Raw genomic sequence first — 14,655 nt, 5'->3', positions numbered from 1 at the left:
CGTCTCGCCTCACCCGCCGCCCGGGCGTTCGCGGCGGCCGAAGCGCTCGGCGATGACGATGCCGCCGAGGACGAGGGCCAAGGCCGCGGCCTGGTACCATTGGAACGCTTCGCCGACGACGAGGATGGCGAGGCCCGAGCCGAAGATCGGCACGAGGTTCACGAACACCCCCGCGCGGTTCGGGCCGATCAGTTCGACGCCCCGCATGAACGAGAGCTGGGCGATCAGGGACGGGCCGAGGGCAACGAAAGCGACGATGGCCCACCCCTTCGGTGTCGGCCAGATCAGGGTTCCGGCAGCCTGTTCGAGGACGAGGGCGGGCAGGGAGGTCACGAGGGCCGCCAGCGCCATCGCCGAGAAGAAGGTCAGGCCGGACATCTTGGGCCGGTCGGCGAGGGCGACGGTGTAGCCGGCATAGAGCAGGCAGGCGCCGAGCATCAGCATGTCGCCGATGTTGAAGGAAAGCGTCGACAGGATGTGCCAGTCGCCGTGGGTCGCCGCGACGCCCGCGCCGCCGAGGGTGATGACGACGCCGAGGATCTGCGCCCCGGTGACGGCGACGCGGTGCACGACATAGTTCAGCAGGATGACGAGGACCGGGATCGCCCCCTGGAACAGGGCGACGTTGACGCCGGTGGTGTAGATGCCGGCGGCGTAGAACAGGCTCGCATAGGCGGTGTAGCCGCAGGCCCCCATCAGCAGGACGTAGCGCCAGTGGCGCGCGATCAGGTGGCGCTCGGCCACGATCCCGCGCCAGGCCGGCCAGGCCAGCGCGAGGCAGGCGAAGGCCCAGCGCAGGCAGGTGAGCACCTGAGGCGAGACTTCCCCGACGGCCCATTTGCCCGCGACCACGTTGCCGCCCCACAGCAGGGTCGTGAACAGGAGGAGCGGGTAAGCGGCCCCGGCGCCACGGGTCTCGACGGCCGGGCCGGGGGAGGCGGACGGAGAGGTCATGATCCCTTCGGGGGCTTTGCTCGGAGATGTTTCTTCGCTGGCGGTACCGCCATCCCCTTCTGTCCCGGCCATGACGGGCTGAGCAAGGCCGCCGGAAGCAGGGCTGACATCACGGATTCTACTCGGAGACGGGCCGGGGAGGGCGGCGCTTGGCGGCGGGTTTGGGGACAGGCAGGGCGGCGGCGATCCGCGCGGCGTCGCTCGTCCAGAGATGCACTGCGGCGTAGGCCCGCCAGGGCCGCCAGGCTTCGGCCCGGATGAGCAATTGCGCCGGTGTCGGACGCCCCGCCCCGGTATCGAGGGACCGGAGCAGGGCGAGGTCGCTCGCCGGCAGCGCATCCGGTTCGCGCAACGCCCTGAGGGCGATGTACTGCGCCGTCCACTCACCGATCCCGCTCAACGCCCTCAGGGCGGCCACCGCCGGATCGAGCCCACGTCCCCGTGCGAACAGAGCGGGATTTGCATGGGCCTCCGCCGCAAGGGCGCTGATCGCTCTGCCGCGTGCCCCCGGCATGCCGAGGGTCGCGGCCACGTCTGCATCGAGCAGGCGATCCGGCGTCGGGAACAGGTGGGTCAGCCCCGTTCCGGCGTATTCCGGCGCCAGCGCTTCACCGAAGGCGGCAACCAGTCGGCCGGCGAGCCGGGTCGCCGCATTGACCGAGACCTGCTGTCCGAGAATGGCGCGTACCGCGATCTCGAACCCGTCCCAGGCGCCCGGAACCCGCAGGCCCGGCCGTTCGGCCACGAGGGGGGCGAGGTCGGGGTGGCGCGAGAGCGCGTCCGCGATCAGGGCCGGGTCGGCATCGAGATCGAACATCGGCCTCAGCCGTGCCAGAACGTCCGGCAGAATCGCCGGATCGGGATGATCCACCGTCGCGACGAGGGCATCGTCCCCGCCCTGCATGACGGAGATCGTGCCGTGGAGCCCGCCGATGAAGATGGTCCGGGCATAGGCGTCCGCCGTCACCACCTCGACACCCGGAATGGCCCGGCCGCCGAGATAGGCCAGGATCGCGGGCCAGTCGTAGGGCGGCCTGTAGGGCAGCGGGATGATGTGGGTCACGACGCTCTCCGGCCGCCTCCACCATCTCACGGCCGCGGGAATCGCGAAACCGCGCGCAGGCCGGCGCAACGGTGCGAGGCAGGAGGTGAGGCAGGACGGGAAAATCCGGCATCGCCCGTATCGTGTTGCGGGGCGACGCTGTATCCGTTCACGAGGGACAACGCGGCGTATCGATCGCGAGGCCGGGGAGGGCGGTTCTGGTGTCGTGGGTGCGTGGTCTCCTCTTCGCGGGAATCGTGGCCGGAATCGCCGCCTTCGCGGTGAGCGAAGCCGGCACGGCCCTCATCGCCGAACTGCGGGAGCGGGTCGCCCCCGGTCCCCCTGCCCCGCGCCATCTTCCGGCCCAGCGCACCGCCATCGAGGACGGGCGCACCGTGGTCCGGCTCAAGCCGGAGGAGCGGGAACGCCTCGGCATCGCAACGCAGGTGCGGCCCTTCGCTCCCCACCGCGAGGAACTCCAGGCCTATGGCAGCGTCCTCGACGTCGCCAGGGTCACCGACCTGACCAATTCCTACGCCAGCGCCAGGGCGCAGCTCCAGACCGCCCAGGCCCGGGTCGAGGTCTCGCGCAACGCCTTCCAGCGCGCCAAGAATCTCGGCCCCTACGCCACGACAGTCCAGGTCGAGACCACCGAGGGCACGTTTCAGACCGACCAGGCCGCTCTGGCGGCGGCGGAATCGCAGGTCCGCACCCTCGCCGCCACCGCGCAGCAGGAATGGGGGCCGGTGATCGGACGGGCCATCGTCGAGCGCTCGCCGGCCATCACCCGGCTGATCGAGCGCGTCGACTTCCTGGTCCAGGTGACTCTGCCGCCGGGCGAGAGCATCAAGGGCCAACCCGCCGCCGCCTTCGCCGAGGTGCCGCCGCAGAGCGCGCGGATCGCGCTGCGCTACGTCTCGCCGGCCACCCGCACCGACCAGCGCATCCAGGGCCTCAGCTACTTCTACACCGTGCCGGGCGATAGCGGCTTCCTGCCCGGCATGAGCATGCTCGCCTTCCTCGCCTCCGACCGGAGCGTCACCGGCATCAGCGTGCCCGAGGATGCGGTGGTGCATTGGCAGGGCGGAACCTGGATCTACCGCGCGGTGGCGCCCGACGCCTTCGCCCGCCACGCCCTCAAGGCCGACCCGCCCATGTCGGCCGATGCCTATGTGGTGGAGGACCTGCCCGGTGAGACCGAGATCGTGCTGACGGGCGCGCAGGCGCTCCTGTCCGAGGAGATGAAGAGCCTGCTCTCCGTCTCCGGCGGCGTGGACGACGATTGACGTGAGCGACGTTCCGAACGCTTCCCCGAGCGGCCCCCAGGCGGCTCTCGTCGCCTTCGCGGTGCGCTTTCGCGGCATCGTCCTGGCGCTCAGCCTCGCGCTCGCCGGCTACGGCATCTACGTGCTGGGGGACGCGAAATACGACGTGTTCCCGGAATTCGCGCCGCCCTCCGTGGTGGTCCAGACCGAGGCGCCCGGCCTCAATCCCGAACAGGTGGAGGTGCTGGTCACCCAACCGATCGAGGTGGCGGTGAACGGCTTGCCGGGGATCGAATCCCTGCGGTCGAGCTCGATCCAGGGCCTGTCGGTCATCACCGTCACCTTCGGTGCCGGCAGCGACGTCTACCGCGTCCGCCAGCTCGTCACCGAGCGCCTGACGGCGCTCGCGGGCCGCCTGCCCCAGGGCGTGCTGCCGCCGGCGATGACCGCTCTCACCTCGGCCACCAGCACCGTGCTCCTCGTCGGCCTGACCTCGGAGCGGCGCTCCGACCTCGACCTGCGCACCATCGCCGACTGGACCGTGCGCCTCCGGCTTCTGGCCGTGCCGGGCGTCAGTCAGGTCTCGGTCTATGGCGGCGCCGTGCGCTCGCTCCAGGTCCAGATCCGGCCGGCGGACCTCATCCGCTACAATATCGGCATGAACGACGTGCTCGCCGCCGCCCGCAAGGCCACCGGCGTGCGCGGGGCGGGCTTCGTCGATACGATCAACCAGCGCGTCACCCTCCAGACCGAGGGGCAGTCGCTCACCCCGGAGGAGCTGTCCCGCACGGTCCTCATCAACGAGGGCGGCGCCAGCGTGACCCTCGGCGACGTCGCCACCGTGGTCGCCGCCGGCGAGCCGCCGATCAGCGCCGCCCTGGTGGACGGCAAGCGCGGCGTGCTCCTCATGGTCGGCGCGCAATACGGCGCCAATACCCGCGAGGTCACCGCCCGAGTGGAGGCCGCTCTCGAAGACCTGCGCCCGGCCCTCGACCGGGAAGGCGTGGCTTTGCGGCCGGACCTGTTCCGGCCGGCGAACTTCATCACCATCGCCAATGCCAACGTGCTCCAGGCGCTCGGGCTCGGCGGCATCCTCGTCGTCGTCGTGCTGTTCGCCTTCCTGTACGATTGGCGCACCTGCGTGATCTCGTCGGTGGCGATCCCGCTCTCCCTCATCGCCGCCGTGGTGGCGCTCCAGGCCATGGGCGAAAGCCTCAACACCATGACGTTGGGCGGCCTCGCCATCGCCATTGGCGAGGTGGTGGACGACGCGGTGATCGGCGTCGAGAACGTGGTGCGCCGCCTGCGCGAGAACCGGCGCCTCGCTTCGCCCGTCCCGGAGGGGAGGGTGGTCATCGACGCCATTCTCGAAGTCCGCACCGCGGTCGCCTACGCCACCTTCGCGGTGCTGCTGGTGTTCCTGCCGGTGCTGGTCCTGTCCGGCATCGCCGGCAAGCTGTTCGCCCCCCTCGCCCTCGCCTACATCCTCGCGGTGGTGGCTTCGCTCGCCGTGGCGCTCACCGTCACCCCCGCCCTGTCGATGATGCTCCTCACCGGGCGGCGCGAGACGGACATGCGTGACCCGCCGGTGATGCGCTGGTCGCGCGGCGGCTACACCCGCCTCCTCCAGGGGATCAACCGCGCACCGCGCATCGTCATCGCCTTCGGCATCCTCGTGACCCTGGCGGGCGCCGCCGCGACGCCGTTCTTCGGCAGTACTTTCCTGCCCGACCTGAAGGAGGGCCACCTGATCCTGCACATGGCGGCGGCGCCCGGTACGTCGCTGGGGGAATCCATGCGCCTCGGCGGTCGCATCACCACCGAACTGCGGAAGATCCCCGGCATCCGCGCCGTGGCTTCTCAGATCGGCCGCGCCGAGGCGGGGCAGGACACCGCCGGCACCCATTACAGCGAGATCCATATCGACCTCGAACCGGGGCTCGACGGCGCGGGGCAGGGCAGGGCCGAGGCCGATATCCGCACCCTGATGGCGGGGTTTCCCGGCGCCGCCTTCTCGCTCAAGACCTTCCTCACCGAGCGCATCGAGGAGACGGTTTCAGGCTACACCGCGCCGGTCGTCATCAACGTCTTCGGCAACGACCTCGCCCGGATCGAGGCCGCCGCCCGCGACATCGCCCGCGAACTCGCCGAGGTGCGCGGCGCCACCGACATCCAGCAGGCCTCCCCGGCGGGGCTGCCGCAGATCAATGTGGGGCTCCGGCCCAACGACCTGCGCCATTGGGGGCTCTCGGCCGTCGAGGTGATGGAGGTGGTGCGCACCGCCTATCAGGGCGACGTGGTCGGCCAGACCTATGAGGGCAACGCGGTCTTCAACGTCCTCGTCATCCTCGATTCCGGGGCGAGGGGGCGTCTCACCGCTTTGGGCGACCTCCCCTTGCGCTCCTCGAACGGCCGCTTCATCCGCCTCGCCCAGGTGGCGGACATCTACGAGACCTCGGGACGCTACCAGGTCCAGCATCAGGGTGCCCAGCGCGTCCAGGCCATCACCGCCAACGTCACGGGGCGCGACGTCGCCTCCTTCGTCGAGGCGGCGCGGCGCAAGATCGCCAAGGAAGTGGCCCTGCCGAGCGGCGTCTATGTGAGTTTCTCAGGCTCGGCCGAAGCCCAGGCGCGGGCCAAGCGCGACCTGCTGCTGTTCTCCGGGCTCGCGGGCCTCGGCATCGTGCTGCTGCTGGCCATGGTCACGGGCAGCGCGCGCAACCTCATGCTGGTCCTGGTCAACCTGCCCTTCGCCTTCGTCGGCGGGGTACTGGCGGTCTTCGCCACCGGGGCCGTGCTGTCGCTCGGCTCCATCGTCGGCTTCGTGACGCTGTTCGGCATCTCGCTGCGCAACACCATCATGATGATCTCGCATTACGAGCATCTCGTCGCCATCGACGGCCGGGCGTGGGACCGCGACACGGCGGTGGAGGGGGCCGCCGACCGTCTGGTGCCGATCCTGATGACCTCCCTCGTCACCGGCCTCGGCCTGTTGCCTCTGGCGCTGGGAGCCGGCGAGCCCGGCCGCGAGATCGAGGGGCCGATGGCCATCGTCATCCTCGGCGGCCTCGTGACCTCGACGGTCCTGAACCTCCTGATCCTGCCGACCCTGGCCCTGCGCTACGGCCTGTTCACCACCGGCGAGGGCAGGGCGCCGGACACGGCGCGGGCATCCTAGGGAGATCCGGAGCGAGCCGCCGGTCGGTACCGTACGGTACGGCGAACCCAGATGGCGAATGTACCTGTCACCGCTATCTGGCGACGGCGAGAGAAAACTGGCGGCGGTTGTCCGGGAATAGCTGGGAATGAGCGGGACTACGCGGGTCATTTCCGCTTCTGCCCTGCGGCTTCAACGCGTGTTCGGATGATCATACGGTTCACCGCTGAGCGGGACTGCAAACGATGCGCTCCGAACTAACTGATGGCGGCTTCGCGAAGGCGTTCCACCTTTGGCCTGCACCCTGCGGACGTCGTGGCGCTCGTCGTGAGCTTTTTTCCTGCTTAGGAGGCATGCAGCTTGTTCACGCAGAGGCATAGGTCAGCCCCCATGCCTTGTTAGGCTAGCGGTCCAGTTACGTTTTATCGACAGTAGAAAACCCGTCACGTTTTCCCGTCAGGATATAATCCGTTTGCACGGCTAGTTCGGTGCATTCTGCAGGCGTCAGAGAAACAATCGTTTTGCCGACGAGCGATACAGTCTCATTCCGACCTAACCTCGTCGTTTCAGCCGATCTCTACGATGTTCAGTGGCCGACGTTTACGGATGGGGCATATGATCATTGCAGCTGATTCAGCCGGATTTGCATCCTCTGCATCAGCAAGAAAGGGGACGTGGACGCACCCCTCTCTGGTTGTTCGCGATACGGTAGGTCCTGGACCCTCCCAGACCTTACGGTATGGTCATGCCATACCTACGAACTGTGGAAGCTAGCCAATGACGTTGGAAATCCCAGACACAGCCAAGCCGGGCGACATTCTCACGCCGGATGGCAAGATCCTGTGTCGTGATGGCGAACTTCACGACTTCGGTTACTTCGCAGTGAGCTATGAGCAGGCGCAGGCGGCACGGGCCTATGGTTGGGGCTGCCGGGCCGGAGTTTTCCTTGAAGCTGAGCATTCTGACGAGAAAAGCTGGGCTTACGCGGAAGAGGAACGGCTCTACGCAATCGAAAATGGTGAAGATCTGCCCTTAGTGCGGATTTACCGAGAGGCGCCAGTTTGCCCGCTCGATACGCCCCTGTCCTGCCGGCTTACAACTCGCTAGTGCGCTGACACATACGAAAGATCGGGGCAAAGTAGAATTAGGCCAATGTAACAACAGCTTAGAGACAAATTCTTGAATTGCCGGTCCGCGTCAATGCGGACAGGTTTTCGGTCGTTTTCCGTACCATTCAAGAAGGGCTATCCTTGTAGAGCATGAGTGCGGGACGAAATCGCCCCTAGGTTCGTCGGTATCGTGATACATCAGGGCGTATGTCTGCCGAACAACTTCACCTTAACTCCCCGCATGCCCCTATCACGACGGCCACTACGGCTGTCGTTGATCGTCACGATCGCTACCGGCTCCTGGTTGAGTCGATCGTCGACTACGCGATCTATATGCTCGACTTACACGGGAAGGTGTCGAGCTGGAACCGCGGCGCGCGTCGGTTCAAGGGCTACACCGACGAGGAGATCATCGGCCAGCATTTCTCCCAGTTCTACACGGCAGAAGATCAGGCTACCGATCTGCCCACTCGCGCGCTGCATATCGCGGCCACAGAAGGTCGGTTCGAGCAGGAGGGGTGGCGCGTCCGCAAGGACGGCTCGCTGATGTGGGCACACGTGCTGATCGACCCAATCCGCAATGAGGACGGCACCCTCCTGGGCTATGCCAAGGTCACCCGCGACCTGAGTGAGCGCAAGGCTACCCAGGAGGCGCTCAATCAGAGTGAGCAGCGCTTTCGCCTGCTGGTCGAGGGCGTGCAGGACTACGCCATCTACATGCTCAATCCACACGGGAAGGTGTCGAGCTGGAACAAGGGAGCGCAGCGCTTCAAGGGCTACACCGACGAAGAGATCATCGGCCAGCACTTCTCCCGGTTCTACACGGAAGAGGACCAGGCCACGGGCCTGCCCGCACGTGCCCTGCAGACAGCGGCGAGCGAAGGCCGCTTCGAGGCCGAGGGCTGGCGCGTGCGCAAGGACGGCACGCGGTTCTGGGCCCACGTCGTCATCGATCCCATCCGGGGTGAGCATGGTGAACTGGTCGGCTTTGCCAAGATCACGCGGGACATCACGGAGCGCCGAGAGGCGCAGCAAGCGCTCGAAGAAACACGTGCCCGGTTTATTCAGTCTCAGAAGATGGAAGCGATCGGGCAGCTCACTGGCGGGGTCGCCCATGACTTCAACAACCTGCTGGCTGTCGTGCTCGGCAACCTGCATCTCGCCCGCAAGCACCTACCGCCGGATCGTAAGCTTCTGCAGCTGATTGAGAATTCGATCCAGGCGGCCGAGCGCGGGGCGACACTGACCAAGCGCATGCTCGCTTTTGCCCGCCGACAGGATCTGGAAACCGGTCCGGTCGACGTACCGGATCTCGTGCGTGGCATGGCCGAGCTGCTCCAGGGCTCGATCCGTTCCAGCATACCGGTCAACACACAGTTTCCGCTGCACCTGCCCAACGCTCACGTTGACGCCAACCAGCTGGAATTGGCCCTTCTCAACCTGACAGTGAACGCTCGGGATGCCATGCCGGAGGGCGGCACCATCACCATCGCGGCCCGCGAAGCCCGGGTCGACGCCGCTCAAGCTCCAGGGCTGGCACCGGGCAACTACATCTGCCTGTCGGTGACCGACACCGGTGAGGGTATGGACGCTGAGACGCTGGCTAAGGCTGCCGAGCCCTTCTTCACCACCAAGGGCGTCGGCAAGGGCACGGGGCTGGGTCTCTCTATGGTGCATGGCTTCGTCGAGCAGTCTGGCGGCCGGCTGATCCTTAAAAGCGTCAAAGGTCAAGGAACCACGGCGGAGCTGTGGTTGCCGGAGGCCGAAGCTGGCAGCCTGAAGAAGGAGGAGGCCGAGGCCGGTCCCTCACTGCCCAGCCTGCAGCCGGTGACGGTGCTGGTCGTCGACGACGATCCGCTCGTACTGATGAACACCGCAGCAATGCTGGAAGACCTCGGCCATACGGTGCTGGAGGCGACCTCAGCCCAGCAGGCCCTGCGGGTTCTACGCCGCGCCACAGAGACCATCGCTCTCGTGATCACGGATCAGATAATGTCGGGCATGACCGGCATGCAGCTGATCGAGGCACTACAGGCAGAGCACCCCACCCTGCCAGTGATCCTTGCCAGCGGATATTCCGAGTTGCTGGAGGATAGGCTTACCGGCCTCGTGCGTCTGGCCAAGCCGTTCGAGCAGATCGACTTGGCGCGCGCCTTGGTGACCAGCCTGCGGCCGGAAGCCGAAGTGGTGCGGTTCCCCATCCAAACAGGGGTAAACGGACGCGCAGCACCGTAGGTCATAAAGGGGGGCGCTTCCTGTCGACAACTAGTAGGCACAGTCTGATCCCGCCCCACTCTTCGGATTACCGCCATCTTCCGATCCGTCGTTGTGTAAACGTTCTGCCTTGAGTTCGCGTTCTGCCTCGAACCAGAACTCGGCTTCGTAACCCTTTGGCTGATGCCGCCGCTCCCAAATTTCATAAGCACGCTGGCGGATCTCATCAGATGTGGGGTCGGCGATGAAATGGTGCATGTCGCTGCTCCTGCATTGGTATCGCAACCAAGCACTCAACAAGGGTTTATTGATGTTCGAGCTATCACAACTGAAAGGTCACGGCGTTAAGATAGACCGGTTGGCAGACCTGCATAGCCCCTGTTCACAGGGGAGTTGAAGAAACCTTTGAACTGACGACATGCACATCTGCGATGGGTAATCACCCACATCTGTAATGTCGGGTATCAGCCAACGTGTAAGCGAAGCAGCCAATCCAGAACGGGGTCGAGACCGAACAAGCGGCGATCTGTGTTTATTGAAATGCCTTGCAATTTTAAAAATCCTGGCAAAATCCAAACGTTTCGATCCAGAGGAAAAATTATTTATACTCTAATATTCGCAGTTTTCCAGCGCAGTACCGCGCGTTTCATTGCATCCGTTCTCATTCTATACGGTACTTGTAAATAGTCGGTCCCGCTGTCACCGGGCCGCATCGTAGCGAGGCCCGTCAATCTTACTCGGCCGACAGGAGCACGCAGCACAAAGACGTCAAAATATTTTTATTCCAAGCGAGCCGTAGTTGCAAATTATTGCCAAGCGATGTAGAAGGACAAATCGATTGTTGGCCAGTCGTTCGGCTCCTGCATCCCAATTGGGTGCGCGCTCTGCCTCTCTCCGATATTTCGAACTGAGCGGTCAAGCAAATGCTATGCATTCGCCCGACTCGTTTTATTGCGTTTTAATCTACGGAATGACAAATGAGCATTGGCACCGTTAAGTGGTTCAACGAACAGAAGGGCTTCGGCTTCATCCAGCCGGATAACGGCGGGCAGGATGCCTTCGTTCACATCTCTGCTGTGGAGCGCGCCGGCATGTCCAATCTCGTGGAAGGTCAAAAGATCTCCTACGAAATGGAGACTGACAAGCGCACTGGCAAGCAGTCTGCGGGAAGCTTGCAGGCCGCTTAAGGTCCATTTCGGTGATTGAGTAGCTATCGAAGCCGTTCCTCTTGGGACGGCTTTAATTGTTTCTGACCTCAGCGATTTAGCAGATCGCGCAAGGATATGTGTGAGCCACCTCAAAAAAGACCCTCTATCTGATCGTCTTCAAACTGCAGAGACGGCACGTCAGGAAACCTTGGCGCGTTTCCGTGCGCGACCTGCAGCCGACGATCCGGCGGTTGTCGCCAGACAAGCTGCGCGTGAAGCTGTCTCGGAAGCCCGTGAGATCCGAACAGCGGAACGTGAAGCGCTGCGCCTCACGACTGAAGCCGAGCGCGCACAAGAAGCTTGTGCTGCGCAAGAGCGGGCGGTCGGTGAGATAGCCCGTCAAGCCGCGGAGAAGATCGAGCGCCAGGCCGCAGAGAAGGTCGAGCAGAAGCTTGCACGAGACACCCGCTACGCCGCGCGCAAAGCCAAAGCAAAGAGATAAGCGGTGTTGCAAGACGTCTATGGCGTAAGGGCTTCTAAGGCGAACCAAACCGCCTTTATCGTCCATGTGAGCCGCCTTGACGAGGAAACGTCGTCTGTACCTGCGCCTGCTTTCTACGCAGCCCTGACGACAACCTCCAAGCAAGCCGTTGCGTTGGTCCCACAGGCGGTGAAGCCAGAAGCTTTGGTCGTCGTAGCAGATGTGTGCTTTTCGCGAAGCACGGCACATGCAATTTTGATGATGCCAGATCTTATCATAACTATCCGAAAAAGCTCGGCATCTCTGATGTCATCATTCGATGAGCTGTACACTCACTTTTTGTCAATCCTAAAAATATTACAGATGCTCTACTGCGCAAAATCGTGGATGACGCTCTGCATTCGATCGCTGCGCATCTTGATGCCGCACTATTATACACCTACTCATGAGGATCCTATAGATGGCAAATTTTTCGGGTTATACGCCTACCAAGCTCGATCCCTTCGCGAATCAACAGGATCATCGAGCCCGGGATGGCGCAGACGTTTGGGCTGACCATGGCGAGGTACTCCAGGCCCAGGAAGAAAAGACGTCCCGCTTGAAGGCCTTGCGGCTCGCTAAGGCTGCAGCCGAGGCTGCCGTTGCAGCGGCGATGGAGTTCAAGCCGAAGCGAAAGCCTGTTTCCGTCTAATTCTGCCCTCCGGAGGCGAGCGATGGCCAACGATCGTAGCAAAGACTGGAAGCGAGCTGAGGCGGCATTTGCGAAGACGCAAAACATTCCGAAGTCGCCGCCTTCGCATGTGCCAACTGACAGCATGGCTGACACGAACACCGCACAATTGAAGGCAGCTCGCTTGGCAAGGGACGCTGCCGAAAGCAGGAAAGCACCTCAAAGGACAAAATGACCTCGCCCAGACGCTTCCTCACTGCCGCTCTCTTCAGCTTACTTGCGGGAACGCCTGCTCTTGCCGAGTGTCAGATTGCTGACGCTAAGTTGGAGGAGGCTATTCTACAAAAGCCTGACCTGCGCGGACCCGAGAACCGTCAGACTGTAAAGGATCTCCGCAGTTTGCGCGATGCAGCCTTCACTCTATGGTCCTACGGTCGTCATGCCGACTGCGAACGCCTCATGGGCAACATCCGTGAACTGATCGCAGGCCCGACCATGAGCAACCTCGGTGACAACGACGAGGATGCGGCTGAAGAACAAATGGCAGCGAAAGACCCAAAGATTCAGCGTGGCGCGAAGAAAGGCCGTCGCGACGAGAACGACGCAAAACCGTTGGTCAGCGTCGACGAACTCTCTCTGGGCTTGCGTGTGGACCAAGTCATCGGCGCAGAGGTTCGCAGTTCCGACGACAAGATCGTTGGTGAGGTCAGGAACGTCGTCTTTGGTACGAAGGACCGGCAGGATTACGCCGTCGTAGCCTCGGGCGGGTTTTTCACGCCAGGCAAGGACAGCATTGTCGTACCGATCCGGTCCCTGAAAGTCTCTCAGGAGCGCGACAGCTTTTTTCTTCCCATGTCCAACGCCGAGGTGAAGGGTATCCCGTTGATGCCTGATCAAGAATACAAATGGCTCTCGGATGAAATCTGGAAAACCCGGAACGACGCGTTATTCGCGCGTCGCTGATACCCCGGGGTGAGGACGATGCGGCGAGAGCGACTGCGGGCAATATACACACCGGGACAGCGGAACAGAGAGCCCTCGCCATGTCTGTGCCGCCTAGTGTTCGACGTCGGTTTGGTTGGACCCAATCGGCACTCTGGCTAGGGGCTCTCAACCTATTTTCAGTCATTGGCCTCTGCGCGATCTCGGCCTTCATGCTGTGGCAGATGCGCCTCGATGCAGAACAGCGCACAGAGATCACTTCCCGTAGCCTCGTAGAGGTGTTGGGGCGCGATATCGCACGCAACATCGAATTGTATGATCTCTCGCTGCAGGCCGTGGTCGACAATTTGCAACTGACAGAGGTATCGCAGGCGTCCCCTAAACTGCGCCATTTGATCCTTTTCGACCGGGCGATCTCAGCGGCTGGCTTTGCCTACGTCCTCGTGCTGGACCGGGATGGCAATGTCATTGCCAACTCCCAAACCCTTGGCCCTATCTCCTTCAACGCAGCAGACCGGGAGTACTTCCGCCACTTTGCCGACGGCGCGAATGACGGCCTGTACATCAGCAAGCCGATCGTCTCACGCCTCAGCGGGCAGTCAGTGCTCGTGATGAGCCGCCGGCTGTCGAACGCGGACGGCTCCTTCGCGGGCATCGTCACCGGGGGCATTCAGATCGACTATTTCCGCGATCTCCTTAACTCGGCGAAAGCGGAGCATGCCGGCACCGTCACATTGTACGGCCCCGACGGCACGGTTGTGATGCGTACACCACTCGGTTCGGATCCGCTCGGCACCAGCGTGATGCAGACGCCGAGCTACCAGAGGACTTTGGCCGCCAAAAGCGGCAGTTTCGTCGGTCCCGCCATGGTGGGTGAAGGGGATCGCCACTTCGTCTTCGCGCAGATTGGCAACTACCCGCTTCGCCTGAGTACGTCCGTCGCCCCCGCACAGATCTACGCCGACTGGTGGAAGAATGCCCTTGCGCTTGGATTCGTCGTGCTCAGCCTCTGTGGCACGACGGTGGTTCTGACTTGGCTATTTGGTCGAGAGTTGAGCCATAGGCGGCAGTCCGAGCAGGTTACTGCCGCTCTGAACGTCGAGCTGGAGCAGATGGCGACCACAGATGCTTTGACGGGGCTAGCCAACCGCCGACGCTTCGACGATGTGCTCGCACGCGAGTGGCGTCGTTCTGTCCGCAGCCAGCAGCCGCTTTCTCTGATCCTGCTCGATGCGGACCATTTCAAAGGCTTCAACGACCGCTATGGGCATCAGAAAGGGGACGAGGCGCTAAAGCTGATTGCGCGATCGATCGAAGCCGCAATCGACCCCATTCATGACCTTGCCTGCCGGATCGGTGGTGAGGAATTCGCGGTGATCCTGCCTGCCACAGACGTATTGGGTGCTGAGATCGTTTCCGAGCGCATCCGTGAAGCCATCGCCGGCTGGAGGGAGCCGCACGCAGCAAACCCGCATGGCGTGCTGACCGTGAGCGGAGGCTTGGCTCAGATCCCCCAAATCCGAGCCGCGGATCCGGCTGCTCTCATCGCGATTGCCGATCGAGCTCTCTACGAGGCCAAGGCGGGTGGGCGAAACCAAATACGGGTCGCATGCCGGAGCGGAGCAAGCTTACGGGTCGTTGCGAGCACTTGAACACCGTTCGAAGCTGTCGCC

At 63.6% G+C, this 14,655-nt stretch carries 13 protein-coding genes; 10 read left to right on the top strand and 3 right to left on the bottom strand.

The genetic code is table 11. The features are described 5' to 3' along the window. Positions 1–9: 9 nt before the first annotated feature. Positions 10–954: a DMT family transporter gene (locus ACYQOP_RS18410; protein ID WP_056424294.1), complete on the bottom strand. Its 945-nt coding sequence runs from the start codon at positions 952–954 to the stop codon at positions 10–12. A 118-nt stretch (positions 955–1,072) separates the two neighbouring features. After that, positions 1,073–2,017: a DNA-3-methyladenine glycosylase family protein gene (locus tag ACYQOP_RS18405; protein ID WP_461223390.1), complete on the bottom strand. Its 945-nt coding sequence runs from the start codon at positions 2,015–2,017 to the stop codon at positions 1,073–1,075. A 200-nt stretch (positions 2,018–2,217) separates the two neighbouring features. On the opposite strand from ACYQOP_RS18405, the gene ACYQOP_RS18400 reads away from it, so the two are divergent. The 4 genes from ACYQOP_RS18400 (at position 2,218) to ACYQOP_RS18385 (ending at position 9,762) form a co-directional block, all read left to right on the top strand. Then, positions 2,218–3,282: an efflux RND transporter periplasmic adaptor subunit gene (locus ACYQOP_RS18400; protein ID WP_461223389.1), complete on the top strand. Its 1,065-nt coding sequence runs from the start codon at positions 2,218–2,220 to the stop codon at positions 3,280–3,282. A gap of 1 nt (position 3,283) precedes the next feature. Next, positions 3,284–6,439, top strand: coding sequence for an efflux RND transporter permease subunit (locus ACYQOP_RS18395; RefSeq protein ID WP_461223388.1), 3,156 nt, complete (start codon positions 3,284–3,286; stop codon positions 6,437–6,439). A gap of 756 nt (positions 6,440–7,195) precedes the next feature. Beyond that, the gene (locus tag ACYQOP_RS18390; protein ID WP_461223387.1) at positions 7,196–7,525 is read left to right on the top strand and encodes a hypothetical protein; all 330 of its coding nucleotides are present in this window, start codon (positions 7,196–7,198) and stop codon (positions 7,523–7,525) included. A gap of 209 nt (positions 7,526–7,734) precedes the next feature. Further along, entirely contained in the window at positions 7,735–9,762 is a 2,028-nt protein-coding gene (locus tag ACYQOP_RS18385; RefSeq protein ID WP_461223386.1) for a hybrid sensor histidine kinase/response regulator, read from the top strand. Positions 9,763–9,792: 30 nt separating this feature from the next. Here the strand turns inward: ACYQOP_RS18385 and ACYQOP_RS18380 are convergent, their stop codons facing one another. Continuing rightward, complete coding sequence (locus tag ACYQOP_RS18380; RefSeq protein WP_461223385.1) at positions 9,793–9,999, bottom strand: DUF2934 domain-containing protein; 207 nt, start codon at positions 9,997–9,999, stop codon at positions 9,793–9,795. A gap of 719 nt (positions 10,000–10,718) precedes the next feature. Here ACYQOP_RS18380 and ACYQOP_RS18375 point away from each other — a divergent pair. The 6 genes from ACYQOP_RS18375 (at position 10,719) to ACYQOP_RS18350 (ending at position 14,634) form a co-directional block, all read left to right on the top strand. Continuing rightward, complete coding sequence (locus ACYQOP_RS18375) at positions 10,719–10,928, top strand: cold-shock protein (protein WP_461223384.1); 210 nt, start codon at positions 10,719–10,721, stop codon at positions 10,926–10,928. 100 nt (positions 10,929–11,028) lie between these two features. Then, complete coding sequence (locus tag ACYQOP_RS18370) at positions 11,029–11,391, top strand: DUF6481 family protein (protein ID WP_461223383.1); 363 nt, start codon at positions 11,029–11,031, stop codon at positions 11,389–11,391. Positions 11,392–11,830: 439 nt separating this feature from the next. After that, the gene (locus ACYQOP_RS18365) at positions 11,831–12,061 is read left to right on the top strand and encodes a hypothetical protein (protein WP_461223382.1); all 231 of its coding nucleotides are present in this window, start codon (positions 11,831–11,833) and stop codon (positions 12,059–12,061) included. 22 nt (positions 12,062–12,083) lie between these two features. Further along, positions 12,084–12,275 (top strand): hypothetical protein, encoded by a 192-nt coding sequence (locus ACYQOP_RS18360; RefSeq protein WP_461223381.1) that lies wholly within the window; start codon positions 12,084–12,086, stop codon positions 12,273–12,275. After that, entirely contained in the window at positions 12,272–13,003 is a 732-nt protein-coding gene (locus tag ACYQOP_RS18355; RefSeq protein WP_461223380.1) for a PRC-barrel domain-containing protein, read from the top strand. Before ACYQOP_RS18360 ends, ACYQOP_RS18355 begins: the two co-directional genes overlap by 4 nt. A gap of 203 nt (positions 13,004–13,206) precedes the next feature. Further along, positions 13,207–14,634: a sensor domain-containing diguanylate cyclase gene (locus tag ACYQOP_RS18350; protein ID WP_461223379.1), complete on the top strand. Its 1,428-nt coding sequence runs from the start codon at positions 13,207–13,209 to the stop codon at positions 14,632–14,634. Positions 14,635–14,655: the final 21 nt, after the last annotated feature.

The organism is Methylobacterium sp. CM6247, from assembly GCF_054817925.1.
This window is presented reverse-complemented; position numbering and strand designations above follow the sequence as displayed.